Consider the following 13,151-nt stretch of genomic DNA (forward strand, 5'->3'; position numbering starts at 1 on the left):
TTGCCCTCGCCACGCCGATGAACGCACCACACAAACGCGATTTCTCGATCAACGAACGCCTGCCCAGGATCGCGTTGCTTGCCGCCGGGATCGGCCTGCTCAGCACGCTTGCCGCGTTCGTGCTGTTGAGCCTGATCCACCTGTTCACGAACCTGTTCTTCTTCCAGCAGTTCTCGTTCGCCGACCATTCGCCCGCGAACAACACGCTCGGCGCATGGGTGATCGCCGTGCCGGTGATCGGCGGGCTGATCGTCGGCCTGATGGCGCGTTTCGGTTCGGAAAAGATCCGCGGCCACGGCATTCCCGAAGCGATCGAGGCGATCCTGTTCGGCAAGAGCCGCATGTCGCCGAAGGTCGCGATCCTCAAGCCGCTGTCGTCCGGCGTCGTGATCGGCAGCGGCGGCCCGTTCGGCGCCGAAGGCCCGATCATCATGACGGGCGGCGCGCTCGGCTCGCTGATCGCGCAATGCGTGCACGTGACCGCCGCCGAGCGCAAGACGCTGCTCGTCGCCGGTGCGGCCGCCGGCATGACGGCCGTGTTCGGCACGCCGGTGGCCGCCGTGCTGCTCGCGGTCGAACTGCTGCTGTTCGAATGGCGTCCGCGCAGTTTCCTGCCGGTCGCACTCGCGTGCGCGGTGGCAGGCTTCGCACGCGCGGTGTTCTTCGGCGTCGATCCGCTGTTTCCGGTGACGACCGCCGCGCCGACGCCCGTCGCGCTGCTGTCGTGCATCGTCGCGGGCCTGCTGTCGGGCATGCTCGCGTGCGGCCTGTCGGCGGCGCTCTACCGCGTCGAGGACACCTTCGCGAAGCTGCCCGTGCACTGGATGTGGTGGCCTGCGCTCGGCGCGATCGTGATCGGCATCGGCGGCTGGCTCGAGCCGCGCGCGCTCGGCGTCGGCTACGACGTGATCGGCGACCTGCTGCACCAGCACATCGCGCTGAAGGTCGCGCTCGCGCTACTGATCGTGAAAGCCGTGATGTGGGTGATCGCGCTCGGCTCGGGCACCTCGGGCGGTGTGCTCGCCCCGCTGCTGATGCTCGGCGCCGGCCTCGGCACCGTGCTGTCGCCGGTGCTGCCGGGCGGCGATCCGGTGCTGTGGCCGCTCGTGTGCATGGCCGCGACGCTCGGCGCGACGCTCGGCGCCCCGCTCACCGCGATCGTGTTCGCCTTCGGCCTCACGCACGACGCCAACGCGCTGCTGCCGCTGCTCGCCGCGACGCTCGTCGCGCACGGCTTCGCGACCATCGTGATGAAGCGCTCGATCATGACGGAAAAGATCGCACGCCGCGGCTACCACATCTATCGCGAATACGGTGTCGATCCGCTCGAGCGGCACGATGTCGGCGAAGTGATGACGTCGGCCGATCGGCTCGTCGCGATCGACGGTTCGGCGACGCTCGATACCGTCGAGACGCAATACTTCGGCGCGAAGCAGGCGCACCGCGCGTATCCGGTCGTGCAGAACGGCCGCCTGCTCGGCCTCGTCGATCGCGCGACGCTCGACGCCCAGCGTGCACAGGCGAGCGCCGATACGCCGATCTCGGCCGCATTCGCCGATCGCGCACCGGCCGTCGCGCTGGCTCACGAAACGTGCCGCGTCGTCGCTTCGCGTCTCGCGATGCTCGGCCTCGAGCGCCTGCCGGTGGTCGCCGACGAGCAATCGCTGCGCATCACGGGCATCGTGTCGCGCAGCGACCTGATCAAGCCGGCACTCCAGCACTTCGACGACGAACACAAACGCGAACGCTTCCGTCCGATCGTCCCGGCCAACCTGCGCGAGGTCGGCTCGCGCAAGATCGGCTGACACAACCCGCGTGCGCGGCGCCCTGCCGCGCACCGCTTCCCCGCCTCACGTCGCTGCACGATGCCGCGCGCCCGTCGCGCGCCGCGTCGCATCGCGGCCACCTTATCCGTTTAAAGTTGGTTAACAATTCGGCGGACGAAAGTTTGTCATCATGGTGTTCATGCGACGGGGCCATCCATCAGCCATTCCACTTCGTCATTCAGATAAAGAGTCGCGGCGCGGCATGCAGCACATGCCGCCCGCCGCGGCCGTCACCTCACCACACCACGACCGGGCAGCGCACCGACCGCCACGCATGACGTCGAGCCATACGCGACGCATGCGGCGCCGCAGCAACATGCGCAGCATCCGAGCCGCCGTTTGGCAAGCGCGTTAACAACTTGTTTCGGAATGACCGGAACCGAGCCTGCCAGATGCGATCTCACTTGAACGCAGCACTGCTGCGCATCCCACTCAATCAATCACGACTCGAGGGAGATAACGTGAACGTGAAATACTTACCGCTCATCGCATTGACCGTGGCAATTTCTGCTCATGCCGCCGAATCTGCCGTGCAGAACGTGGGACAAAGCCAGAAAGCGGCTCCCGACGTCTCGGCGTGCATCGCCAAGACCTGGGCCGACAAGTCGCAACAACAGGTGATCTCGCAGAACGTGCTGGCCAACGGCCTGGCGACCGACGTGTACGCACCGGGCCAGCAGCCGCCGAACGGCGCCGCCGCGATGGTTCGTCCGTCGTGGAAGCCGGGTGCGAAGACGTGGGTCGGCGTGCGCGGCGACGCAGCATCCGCCGGCGACATCAACGCCTGCCTGTGACGACGTAACGAGAACAGGCGCTCCGGATGGCCTTGCGCCATCCGTTTGCGACGAGCCCCGCTTCGGCGGGGCTTTTTCTTTGCTGCGCGGAAAGCGTCTTACAGGTAGCTGCAGACGTAATCGAGCGTCTCGAGCACTTCGATGTCGAAGCGGCTCTTGCCCGGCACGGAGAACGATTCGCCGGCGCCGTAGGTCTGCCATTCGCTGCTGCCGTCGAGCTTCACGCGGCACTTGCCGGCCTGCACTTCCATCAATTCGGGCGCGTCCGTGCCGAAGTTGAGCGCGCACGGCAGGATCACGCCGAGCGTCTTGCGCGTGCCGTCCGGGAAGAGCACGGTATGCGACACGCACTTGCCGTCGAAATAGACGTTCGCGCGCTTGACGACCGATACGTTGTCGAATTGGGTTGCACTGGTCATGTGATGCCTCTGATTGCTGGATGCCGGATGGCGATGGAGTGGGAGGCCGGCCGTAGCGGCGGGCCGGCCGCTATGATACCGGCTCGCGCAACGTGTGTCGGAATCGCATGCGGCCCGCACATGCCGGGCACACGATCGTCAGGATCACTACGTGATCTGCGCGGGGTGACGGCTCACCGCAATCCCTTGCGCCGCGCGGAATCGCGCAGGCAATCGAGCAGCATCGCCGCGGCCGGCGTCAGCGGGCTGTCGCGGCGCGTGACGACCTGCACCGATACGGCCGGCAAGCGCTCGCGGATCGGCAGTACCGCGAGTTGATCGCGCGCCCATTCGCCTTGCAACAATTGCTCGGGCATCGATGCGATCAGGTCGCAACCGGTCATCAGGCTGTGCGCGAGACCGAAGCTCGGGCATTCGACGACGCGCGCCGGCACCGGCAACCCGTACGCGACGAACGAGTTGAACAGCACCTGTGTCGAGCTTTCCGGCGACGGATTCATCAGCCAGTCGGCTTCGACGAGATCGGCGAGCGACGTGGCCGACGCGAGCGGATGTCCTTTGCGCGCCACGATCAGCGAACGGCTCGCATAGAGTTCCGCGTGATCGAACTCGGCCGCCAGCAACTCGGGGACGACGACGGCCACCGCGAAATCGAGCGAACCGTCGTGCAGTCGCGGCAGCGCGACGCCAGGAAATCCTTCGATCAGATTGACGCGCGCCACCGGAAAGCGGCGCCGGAACGCACGAAACGCGTCGGGCAGGATCGTCACCGCCGCCGCCGGCGTGATCGCCGCCGCGACGGAACCCGTCATCGCGCCCTGTGCCTGCTCGATGTCGTCGCGGGCGCGCTGCATTTCGGCGACGATCAGCCGCGCGCGCACCTGCAGTTGCTGGCCGAACGCGGTCAGCTGCACGCCGCGTGCGGTGCGCACGACGAGCGATACGCCGAGCGCGATCTCCAGTTCCTTGACCGCCTTCGTGAGCGCAGCCGGCGACACGTTCAGGCGCCGCGCGGCCGCGCGAATGCTCCCTTCTTCCGCGGCGGTGACGAACGCTTTCAGCTGGTGATATTTCATGGCGGCAATGCGTGATCCGTGGAAACCCTGTGCGGCCGGTCGCGCAATGGCTCAGGGTATTCCCGAGCGGCAACCGGCGGTGTGCACCAAAGCAATTTAGCAGCTTCTGGTACGCAAAAGAAATTTATATGCTTGGTCGTCACATGCGCGTCAAACGCCCCGGCCCCACAGGAGACACCATGCTGCAAGCCGCGAACCCCGTCATCCCGGCCATCGCCGCCATCGCCCCCGAGCTCGTCGAAGTGCGCCGCCGAATTCACGCCCATCCCGAACTCGCATTCGAAGAAACGCTCACGAGCGACCTCGTCGCCGAGCTGCTCACCGGCTGGGGCTACGAAGTGCATCGCGGTATCGGCAAGACGGGCGTGGTCGGCGTGCTACGCGAAGGGCAAGGCACACGCACGGTCGGGCTGCGCGCCGACATGGACGCGCTGCCGCTCTCGGAAGCCACGGGGCTGCCCTACGCAAGCCGTCACGCGAACAAGATGCATGCATGCGGCCACGACGGTCACACCGCGATGCTGCTGTGCGCGGCGCGCCACCTCGCGGCGACGCGCCGGTTCTCCGGCACGCTGAACCTGATCTTCCAGCCCGCCGAGGAAAACTTCGGCGGCGCGAAGGCGATGATGGACGACGGCCTGTTCGACCGTTTCCCGTGCGACGCGATCTTCGCGATCCACAACATGCCGGGCCGCGCGGCCGGCAACATGGCGTTCCGCACCGGCGCCGCGATGGCGTCGGCCGACCGCGTGACGATCACGCTGCGCGGCGTCGGCGGCCACGGCGCGATGCCGCATTTCGCGCGCGATCCGATGTCGGCCGCGGGCAGCATCATGGTCGCGCTGCAAACGATCGTCGCACGCGAGGTCGACGCGCAGCATGCGGCCGTGATCACCGTCGGCAGCGTGCAGGCCGGCGAAACGTTCAACATCATTCCCGAAACCGTCGTGATGAAATTGTCGGTGCGCGCGCTGAACGCCGACGTGCGCGCCCTGCTCGCGCGCCGCATCGAGGCGCTCGTGAAGGGCCAGGCGGAAAGCTTCGGCGTCACCGCGGAGGTCGACTACGACTATGGCTACCCGGTGCTCGTCAATCACGCGGAACCAACCGCGTTCGCGGCCGACATCGCATGCCAGATGCTCGGCGCGGAACGCGTCGAAACCAACACCGCGCCGCTGATGGGCAGCGAGGATTTCGCGTTCATGCTCGAAGCGCGCCCCGGCTGCTACGCGTTCATCGGCAACGGAATCGGCAGCAAGGGCGGCTGCATGGTGCACAACCCCGGCTACGACTTCAACGACGACATCCTCGCGATCGGCGCGAGCTACTGGGTTCGCGTCGCCGAAGCCTGGCTCGCGGCCTGACAGCCTTTCAACACGCAGTTCCGCGCTCAAAGCAAGGGAACCCATGGAAACGTCCGCCATTTCATTCGCCGGCACGCCGGTCGATGCCCGCGCCGCCGCGAAGAAGCGCCGTCTGATCGCGGCCGCCGCCGTCGGCAACGCGCTCGAGTTCTACGACTTCACGGTCTACAGCTTCTTCGCGATCCTGATCGGCAAGCTGTTCTTTCCCGTGCATTCGTCGTTCGGACAACTGATGCTCGCGGTCGCGAGCTTCGGCGTCGGCTTCGTCACGCGTCCGCTCGGCGGCCTCGTGATCGGCATGTATGCGGACCGCGCCGGCCGCAAGAAGGCGATGATCCTCACGCTGCTGCTGATGGCGCTCGGTACCGCGACGATCGCGGTCGCGCCGACCTTCGCGCAGATCGGCATCGCCGCGCCGCTGCTGCTCGTGCTCGCACGGCTGCTGCAAGGGTTCGCGTCGGGCGGCGAAGTCGGCGCATCGACGACGCTGCTGCTCGAACAGGCACCGCAGCATCGTCGCGGTTTCTATGCGTCGTTCCAGTTCTCGAGCCAGGGGCTCGCCGCGCTCGCGGGCGCACTCACCGGCGTCGCGCTGACGTCGACGCTGAGCGCCGCGCAACTCGAAAGCTGGGGCTGGCGCGTGCCGTTCATCATCGGCACGCTGTTCGTGCCGCTCGGCTACTGGTTGCGCCGCACCGTCGAGGAAGTGCCTGCTGCCGCGCCGGCCGCCACACACGACGAGCCGGTCGCATCGCTGCCGCTCGCCGACGTGCTGCGCCATCACGCCAAGGCCGTATTCGCGGGCCTCGGCGTGACGATCGGCGGCACGTCGGTCCACTACATCATCGTGTTCTACATGGCGATCTATGGCGTGCAGGTGCTGCACTTGCCGACCTGGCTGTCGATGACGGCCGGCTGCGTCGCCGGTGCGATCCTGATGCTCGTGACGCCGATCGGCGGCCTTCTGTCGGACGTGTACGGGCGCAACCGGATCGTCTGGTGGACACGCATCGTGCTGATGGCCGCGATCTACCCGGCGTTCATTGCCCTGAACCGTTGGCCCGGCGCCGTTTCGCTGCTGTCGATCATCGCCGCGCTGTCGATCGTGCATGCGATCAACATCGGTGCGACGGGGGCAATGCTCGGCGAGTTGTTTCCGCGGGCAGTGCGTGCGACGGGCGGTGCGCTGGTGTATAGCGTCGGCGTCGCGATCTTCGGCGGCTTCGCGCAGTTCTTCGTCACGTGGCTGATCGCGGCGACCGGAGATCCGAATGCGCCGGCGTGGTATGCGATCGGCTGCGGCGCGATGACGTTGCTTGCGATTCGTTTCATGGACGAGAAGGCCGGGAAGGCGCTGGATTGAGCGGCGGACGATGCGCGACACGTGAACCGTGATTGACGTCACGCGCGCGCATCGGGCATCATCGAGCCATGCACCGCGCTCCGATCACCCTTTCGACGACCACGCGCACGACCGCCATTGGCGGGCCCGTGCGGCGAGTGCGCGCAAGATCGTAGCGTCACCGATTCCCACAGGCCCCGCCGGTTCCGGACGGGGTCTCGTCGTTTCTCCGTCTGCATCGGCCACTCAGGAGAAACGCGATGTCCGAAGCCCCTTCCCCGAAACGCGCGCTGCTCGTGATCGATATGCAGGTCGGGTTGTTTCATGGCCCCGATCGCCCGCATGACGGCGAACGCGTGCTGGCCAATATCAACCGGCTGATTTGCCGTGCGCATGACAGCGGTGCCCCCGTGTTCGCCGTGCGTCACGTCGGCCCGGCCGGCTCGCCGATCGCATCCGACGCGCCGCTGGCCGCACTGCTGCCGGAGCTTGCGATCGATACCGCACGCGACATCGTGTTCGACAAGACGCGGCCGAGCTGCTTCGCGGGCACGCGGCTCGCCGAGTGGTTGCATGCGGCTGGTATCGGCGAGATCGTGATCGCGGGGATGAAAACGCAGTACTGCGTCGATACAACGTGCCGTGCGGCCGCCGATCTCGGCTTTCGCCCGGTACTCGTTGCCGATGCGCACACCTGTATGGATACACCAGCGCTGCCGGCCGAGCGGATCGTCGCGCACCATAATGCGACACTCGGCGGGCCGTTTGCGACGGTGACGACGACCGACGCATGCGTGTTCTGAAGTACGGCGCCGATCGGACGGCGATGCGCGAGCGTGCGCATTGCAATCGCGTCGGCATGAACCGTCAATTTACCGAGCTCGCCATGTCGATCGCTCGACGCGTCATACCGACTTTCGAGAACAGGACTGGCCTCGAAGCAGGTGAGTGCTTGTCGAAACCATATCGCGTCACGTCCCGGACAGCAACGATACGGCAGCCGGCGTAAACGCAAAAAGGCACGGACCTTCACCGCCCGTGCCTTCTTCACCTACCCAAACCGCCCGTGCTCAGAACGTATGCATCATCCCCACATACGCGCCCGTCTGCGACTCGCCCGTCATCGGGCTCGTCCCCGACGTCGCGTCACGCGGCGTCGCGAGCAGCGAGAAATTCGAATTCCCGCCGTTGCGCACATACGCAACCGTGCCGTACAGGAACGTGCGTTTCGACAGGTTGTACGTGGTGCCGAGCACGTACATCATCGCGTGCCCTGACGGGTCATGCGACGCATCGCCACCGCCGTCGCCCACCTTCACGTAATACCCGCCGCCCGTCACGGCCCACTGCGGCGTCGCCGAATAGGTCGCGCCGAGCCAGTAATGATCGGCACGGTCGGCAACACCGGCCGGGCTGTCCGGCGCCTGGTAGTGCGTATACGCCCCCTGGATCTTGAACTTCGACACCTTCACGTTCGCGCCGACGAAGTACTCGCGCGACGCGGTGAAGATATTGCTGAACTTGCCGTTGTTGTCGCGCAGCTCGTCGTAGATACCGCGCACGTCGAGCACCGGCGAGTGGTACGAGATCATGATCCCGTCCGAGCGGCCGAAATCGTCGGCCGCACCGTAGTTGAAGCCGCGCGACTGATTGCCGAACGCGTATTGCGCCTGCACGTCGAAGCCGCCGATCACCGGGCTGTGATATTCGATGTTGTTGCTGGTCTGCTGCCAGTTGCGGCCACGCACGAGCGACGCCGACGAAAATGCCTGCTGGACGAACGGATCGAATTCCCACACGCCGTCGCTGTCGATGAACAGGTTGCGGCCGGCCTGCAACTGGCCCCACGTGTTGCTCTTCAACCCGACGTATGCGCGCCGCGACCACATGCGTCCGCCCCCCGTCTGGCCGTTCATCACCTGGAACGCGGTTTCCAGGTTGAACACCGTCGACAGCCCGCCGCCGAGATCCTCGACGCCCTTCAACCCGAACATGCTGGTGCCCCAGTCGCCGCTTTCCGCGCTCCAGCGCGTCCCGCTGCCGCCGTTCGGCTTCGCGATGTGGTTCAGGTATTCGATGCCGCCGTCGATCCGGCCATACAGCGTGACGCTCGTCTGTGCAAACGCAGCCGCTGGCGTGGCGGCCGCAATCAGCCATGCGAAGTATTTGAGTCGCAAAATGATGCCCCCTCGAAGTCTCGACCGTCCGACGCGCGCCCCATGCACGCGCCTCGGGTCTGCTTATCCGCGATCGAGCGAAAAACGTCCGGGGCCGGCCGCGCAGAGCGCGAGCAAGCCGCCCGAGATCGCGATGTTCTTGTAGAAATGAATCATGTTGTTGATCTGCTCGCCGCCCGTCATCGTCCAGTAATGGTGACCGATAACGGCGGTGCCGATCGTATACAGCGCAAGCAACAGCGCGAGCGGCCGCGTCTGGAAGCCGATCAGGATCGCAATCCCGACGAACAGCTCCATCACGACGGAGATCGCCGCCGAGATGATCGGCGCCGGCGCGCCCTCGCTACCCATGAACGCGATCGTACCGGAGAAGTCGATAATCTTCTTCCAGCCGAACATCACGAACAGGATCACGATCAGGATTCGGGCAAGCAGCAGCAGCACATCGCGCTGAGACGCGAGAAACGGTTGATTCGGTGTCATGGTGTGATCAACGAAAACGATGCGCGCAATCGCACGCACCGGATTGCCTGTGAACCGGGGCGGACGGCCATCCGCGCCGCCGCCCCGCTCTGCAACAACCGGCATCGGGGCCTGCCCGATGTGCTGTGCTCCTCCTCTTTTACGTTGTCGCCCTGCTTCGTCGCGTGTCGCGTCAGCGCAGCTTCGCGACGTCCTGCTCGGTCACCTTCGCGGCCGGATTGCCGAACTGCCCGGTCAGGTAGTTCGTCAGCGCGGCGATCTGCGCATCCGACAACTCGTGGCGGAACGCCGGCATCCCGACGTCCTCGCTACCGGCCTTGCGCTGCACGCCGTTCAGGATCACCTGCACGAGGTTGGTCGGATTCGACGCACCGACCGTCGAGTTATGGAACAGCGGCGGGTAGTAACCGTCCGGCGTGCCCTTCCCCTGCATCTGGTGACAGGTCGCGCAGTTGCCGAGATACAGCCGGGCCGGATCGATGCCCGACGACGCGAGCGCCGCGCCGCGCAGCTTCAGGCCGTCCTCGGCCGGCTTGCCCCACGACGAGCGCGACTGCTTCGCGTCGCCGCTGGCCACGGCCGGCACCGTGCGGATGTACGTCGAGATCGCGCCGATGTCGGCTTCGGTCATCTTCGAGAAGCTGTGCTCGATCGCCTCGGCCATCGGGCCGGCCGCCTGCGCAAGGCCCGGCACGCTGCCGGTGCGCAGATACTGGACGAGCTGCTGCTGCGTCCAGCCGCCGATCCCCGCGTTCGGGTCGGACGTGATGTTGTAGCCGTCCCAACCCGCGAGCACCGAGCCCGACAGGAAGCTGCCGCCCGTTTCGTCGAGCGACTTCTCCTGCATCGCGATGCCGCGCGGCGTATGGCACGTGCTGCAGTGCGCAAGGCCCTGCACGAGATACGCGCCGCGGTTCCACTCGGCGCTCTGCGCCGGCTTCGGCTGGTAGACGCCGTCCTTCAGGAACAGCCAGTTCCAGATCTTCAGCGGCCAGCGCATGCTCAGCAGCGCGGGGATCTCGTTCTTCGGCGGCGCCTGCTTGACCGGTTCGACGCCGTGCATGAAGTACGCGTACAGCGCCTGCACGTCGTCGTCGTTGATCTTCGCATACGACACGTACGGCATCGCCGGGTACAGGTTGTCGCCGTTCTTCGACACGCCATGACGCACCGCACGCTCGAAGTCGTCGAACGTCCAGGTGCCGATGCCCGTATCGGGATCGGGCGTGATGTTGCTCGTATAGATCTTGCCGAGCATCGGCACCGGCATGCCGAGGCCGCCCGCGAACGGCTTGCCGCCCTTCGCGGTGTGGCAGGCCATGCAGTCGCCCGCGACCGCGAGGTATTCGCCGCGCTTGACCTGCGCCGGATCGGCCGAGTCGGCCGCGCGTGCGAGGCCGGGCAGTGCGAGGCAGCCGGCGAGGAGGAAGGTGAGAGTAGATTTCCGCACGGTCAGACTTCCTTCTTCAGCGTGTCCGACATCCGCAGCGCGAGCGCCGCGATCGTCAGCGTCACGTTCACCGTACCGACGGTCGGCATCGTCGAGCTGCTCGAGATGAACAGGTTCGGATGGTCGAACGTGCGGCAGTCCTTGTCGACGACCGAGTCGCGTGCATCCGCGCCCATGATCGTCGCGCCGGTGATGTGGTTGTTCGGCGCGAACTCGTCGTTGAACACGACGTCGGTGCCGCCGAGCACCTTCGCGGCCGTCGCGTAAACCTCGCGCGTGTGCACGGCGCCGCGCTTCACGTAATCGTCGATCGCATACGTGATCTCGGGGCGCGGGATGCCGATCGCGTCGGTGGCCGTCTTGCTCGGCACGATGCGGTTCTCGGGTTGCGGCAGGATTTCGTGGAAGCAGTCGAACTGCACGTAGCGTGCGGAACGGTCGCGGATCTGCGCGTCGAGCTCCTCGTGCTTCATCAGCTTGCCGGCCTTGAAGATCTTCTGCGTCTCCTGGTTGATGCGCGACATGTTCGACAGGTGGATCTTCTTCGCGGCTTCGGTCGCGCGGAACGGGCCATCGCGGAAACCGATCAGCGACGTCATCTCCTGCGGGCCGCGGCCCGGCCACAGCTTCTCGCTCGCGTAGAACGATACGCCGGTGCCCGGGTGGTCCATCAGGTTGCGCCCGACCATGTCCGAGCTGTTCGCGACGCCGTTCGGGAAATCGCGGTTCGCGGACATCAGCAGGATCTTCGGCGTCTCGATGCCGTTCGCGGCGAGCACGAAGTACTTGCCCTCGACGCGATGGTCGGCGCCCGTCTTGTCCTTGTAGATCGCGGCGACGATGCGCTTGTCCGGCCCCGTCTCGAGCTTGTAGACGACCGCGCTGTCGATCAGCTTCGCGCCGGCCTGCTCGGCCTTCTCGACGTGGACGATGCCGTTGTACATCGCACCGATCGGACAGATCGGCATGCAATTGTTGTTTCCGCAACAGGTCGGCCGGCCGTCGTACGGGCGGCTGTTGCGCGCGACGGGCTCGGTCACCACGTGGAACTTCGGGTCATGGCCGTTGAGCGCGCTCTTGATGGTCTGCTCGTTGAACGACAGCGGCAGCGGCGGCATCGGATACGCCTGCTTGCGCGGCGAGTACAGATCTTCCTCGGGGCCCGGGCCCCACACGCCGAGCTCTTCCTCGGCACGCTGGTAGTAATGCTCGAGGTCGTCGTACTGGATCGGCCAGTCGCGGCCGACGCCGTACACGGTCTTCATCTTGAAGTCGTTCGGAATGAAGCGCCACGCCGACGCGGCCCAGTGCCACGTCGTGCCGCCCACCGCGCGGATGTACTGCGAGTTGAACTTGTGCTCGCCCTTCAGGATCAGGTAGTCGTTCGGCGGGCCGTATTCCGGATGCGGGGCCCACGGGCTCGACGGGTACGGCGCCATGAAGTCGGTCTTGTCGGGCTGGTTGCGAAAGCGCTCGACGATTTCCCAGCGCGGCATGCGCGGGCCGGCTTCCAGCAGGATCACGGACTTGCCCGCCATCGCGAGCTGGTGTGCAACGATCGCGCCGGCGACACCCGATCCGACGACGACGACGTCGGCTTTTTGCGTATCGGTATCGGCCATCAGGCTTGCCTCTCGATCGGTTTTTCGGCCCAGAAGCCGGGTTTGTTGGGGCAATACGAAGGGATCACGAGCGTATCGGACACCACGCTGAACATTAATGCTTCTTCGTAGGTAATCACGACGTTGTCGACGATGCCGAGATACCACGCGCCGAGAATCGTCAGTGCGAGCGATTCCTGGTCGGGATTCAGCGAGCCGGATGCAAGCGCGCCGGCGAGCTGCGGCAGGCTGTCGGCCGTCTTGAACGAGCCCTTCTGCAAGGCCTGCAGATAGCGCTGGCCGGTGACGCGGCTCAGCCCTTTCTTGCCGGTCAATGCTTCGGAAAGCGTCATGAACGTATCGAGCGGCGCGGTGCCGGGATCGTCGGCCAGGGCCCGCAACGCCAGCGAGCCCGTGAGGCCCGCCGCCGTCAGCGCCAGTGCGCCCTGCAGCCATTGACGCCGCGTGATGCCGGTTGCGGCTGCGTCGTTGTCACGACGCGATTGGGGGGTGTTGTCGTTGTGCATGTTTCCTTCTCTCGAACACCGGATTCGGGAAAACCACGCTTGATATTTCTCAAACATTGGCGCGGACCTGCAATGTACGCGCACACGCCGGA

At 66.0% G+C, this 13,151-nt stretch carries 12 protein-coding genes; 5 read left to right on the forward strand and 7 right to left on the reverse strand.

All coding sequences use genetic code 11. From position 1 onward, the window contains the following. Window positions 1-17 precede the first annotated feature (17 nt). Both WT24_RS05455 and WT24_RS05460 read left to right on the forward strand, forming a co-directional pair. Window positions 18-1,805, forward strand: a complete 1,788-nt coding sequence (locus WT24_RS05455; protein WP_060031706.1) for a chloride channel protein — start codon at window positions 18-20, stop codon at window positions 1,803-1,805. A gap of 482 nt (window positions 1,806-2,287) precedes the next feature. Beyond that, entirely contained in the window at window positions 2,288-2,620 is a 333-nt protein-coding gene (locus WT24_RS05460) for a hypothetical protein (RefSeq protein WP_179949320.1), read from the forward strand. A gap of 98 nt (window positions 2,621-2,718) precedes the next feature. Here the strand turns inward: WT24_RS05460 and WT24_RS05465 are convergent, their stop codons facing one another. After that, on the reverse strand, window positions 2,719-3,039 hold the full coding sequence (locus tag WT24_RS05465; RefSeq protein ID WP_006478890.1) for a pyrimidine/purine nucleoside phosphorylase: 321 nt from the start codon (window positions 3,037-3,039) through the stop codon (window positions 2,719-2,721). Between the two features lie 173 nt (window positions 3,040-3,212). Continuing rightward, window positions 3,213-4,115 carry a LysR substrate-binding domain-containing protein gene (locus WT24_RS05470; protein ID WP_059505475.1) on the reverse strand — a complete coding sequence of 301 codons (903 nt, stop codon included), beginning with the start codon at window positions 4,113-4,115 and terminating at the stop codon, window positions 3,213-3,215. Between the two features lie 179 nt (window positions 4,116-4,294). On the opposite strand from WT24_RS05470, the gene WT24_RS05475 reads away from it, so the two are divergent. The 3 genes from WT24_RS05475 (at window position 4,295) to WT24_RS05485 (ending at window position 7,624) form a co-directional block, all read left to right on the forward strand. Continuing rightward, window positions 4,295-5,479, forward strand: a complete 1,185-nt coding sequence (locus WT24_RS05475) for a M20 aminoacylase family protein (RefSeq protein WP_156441754.1) — start codon at window positions 4,295-4,297, stop codon at window positions 5,477-5,479. A 43-nt stretch (window positions 5,480-5,522) separates the two neighbouring features. Continuing rightward, window positions 5,523-6,842, forward strand: coding sequence for an MFS transporter (locus WT24_RS05480; protein WP_060031709.1), 1,320 nt, complete (start codon window positions 5,523-5,525; stop codon window positions 6,840-6,842). A gap of 239 nt (window positions 6,843-7,081) precedes the next feature. Then, window positions 7,082-7,624: a cysteine hydrolase family protein gene (locus WT24_RS05485; RefSeq protein ID WP_060031712.1), complete on the forward strand. Its 543-nt coding sequence runs from the start codon at window positions 7,082-7,084 to the stop codon at window positions 7,622-7,624. A 267-nt stretch (window positions 7,625-7,891) separates the two neighbouring features. On the opposite strand, the gene WT24_RS05490 is transcribed toward WT24_RS05485, so the two are convergent. The 5 genes from WT24_RS05490 to WT24_RS05510 all read right to left on the reverse strand — a co-directional run bounded on the left by WT24_RS05490 (window position 7,892) and on the right by WT24_RS05510 (window position 13,059). After that, window positions 7,892-8,998, reverse strand: a complete 1,107-nt coding sequence (locus WT24_RS05490) for a porin (RefSeq protein ID WP_059500344.1) — start codon at window positions 8,996-8,998, stop codon at window positions 7,892-7,894. A 63-nt stretch (window positions 8,999-9,061) separates the two neighbouring features. Further along, window positions 9,062-9,481, reverse strand: coding sequence for a DoxX family protein (locus WT24_RS05495; protein ID WP_059500375.1), 420 nt, complete (start codon window positions 9,479-9,481; stop codon window positions 9,062-9,064). A 172-nt stretch (window positions 9,482-9,653) separates the two neighbouring features. Continuing rightward, window positions 9,654-10,931: a cytochrome c gene (locus tag WT24_RS05500; RefSeq protein WP_059500343.1), complete on the reverse strand. Its 1,278-nt coding sequence runs from the start codon at window positions 10,929-10,931 to the stop codon at window positions 9,654-9,656. Between the two features lie 2 nt (window positions 10,932-10,933). Then, window positions 10,934-12,553 carry a GMC family oxidoreductase gene (locus WT24_RS05505; RefSeq protein ID WP_059500342.1) on the reverse strand — a complete coding sequence of 540 codons (1,620 nt, stop codon included), beginning with the start codon at window positions 12,551-12,553 and terminating at the stop codon, window positions 10,934-10,936. After that, complete coding sequence (locus WT24_RS05510; RefSeq protein WP_034204693.1) at window positions 12,553-13,059, reverse strand: sugar dehydrogenase complex small subunit; 507 nt, start codon at window positions 13,057-13,059, stop codon at window positions 12,553-12,555. Before WT24_RS05510 ends, WT24_RS05505 begins: the two co-directional genes overlap by 1 nt. Window positions 13,060-13,151: the final 92 nt, after the last annotated feature.

The sequence above is a fragment of the Burkholderia sp. MSMB1078WGS genome, from assembly GCF_001528895.1.
Lineage (GTDB): Bacteria > Pseudomonadota > Gammaproteobacteria > Burkholderiales > Burkholderiaceae > Burkholderia.

What these genes read in the sequence shown, in the direction of transcription:
- WT24_RS05495 (WP_059500375.1), bottom strand. Translation starts at nt 9,481, where the DNA reads ATGACACCGAATCAACCGTTTCTCGCGTCTCAGCGCGATGTGCTGCTG.
- WT24_RS05465 (WP_006478890.1), bottom strand. Translation starts at nt 3,039, where the DNA reads ATGACCAGTGCAACCCAATTCGACAACGTATCGGTCGTCAAGCGCGCG.
- WT24_RS05505 (WP_059500342.1), bottom strand. Translation starts at nt 12,553, where the DNA reads ATGGCCGATACCGATACGCAAAAAGCCGACGTCGTCGTCGTCGGATCG.
- WT24_RS05510 (WP_034204693.1), bottom strand. Translation starts at nt 13,059, where the DNA reads ATGCACAACGACAACACCCCCCAATCGCGTCGTGACAACGACGCAGCC.
- WT24_RS05475 (WP_156441754.1), top strand. Translation starts at nt 4,295, where the DNA reads ATGCTGCAAGCCGCGAACCCCGTCATCCCGGCCATCGCCGCCATCGCC.
- WT24_RS05485 (WP_060031712.1), top strand. Translation starts at nt 7,082, where the DNA reads ATGTCCGAAGCCCCTTCCCCGAAACGCGCGCTGCTCGTGATCGATATG.
- WT24_RS05455 (WP_060031706.1), top strand. Translation starts at nt 18, where the DNA reads ATGAACGCACCACACAAACGCGATTTCTCGATCAACGAACGCCTGCCC.
- WT24_RS05480 (WP_060031709.1), top strand. Translation starts at nt 5,523, where the DNA reads ATGGAAACGTCCGCCATTTCATTCGCCGGCACGCCGGTCGATGCCCGC.
- WT24_RS05470 (WP_059505475.1), bottom strand. Translation starts at nt 4,115, where the DNA reads ATGAAATATCACCAGCTGAAAGCGTTCGTCACCGCCGCGGAAGAAGGG.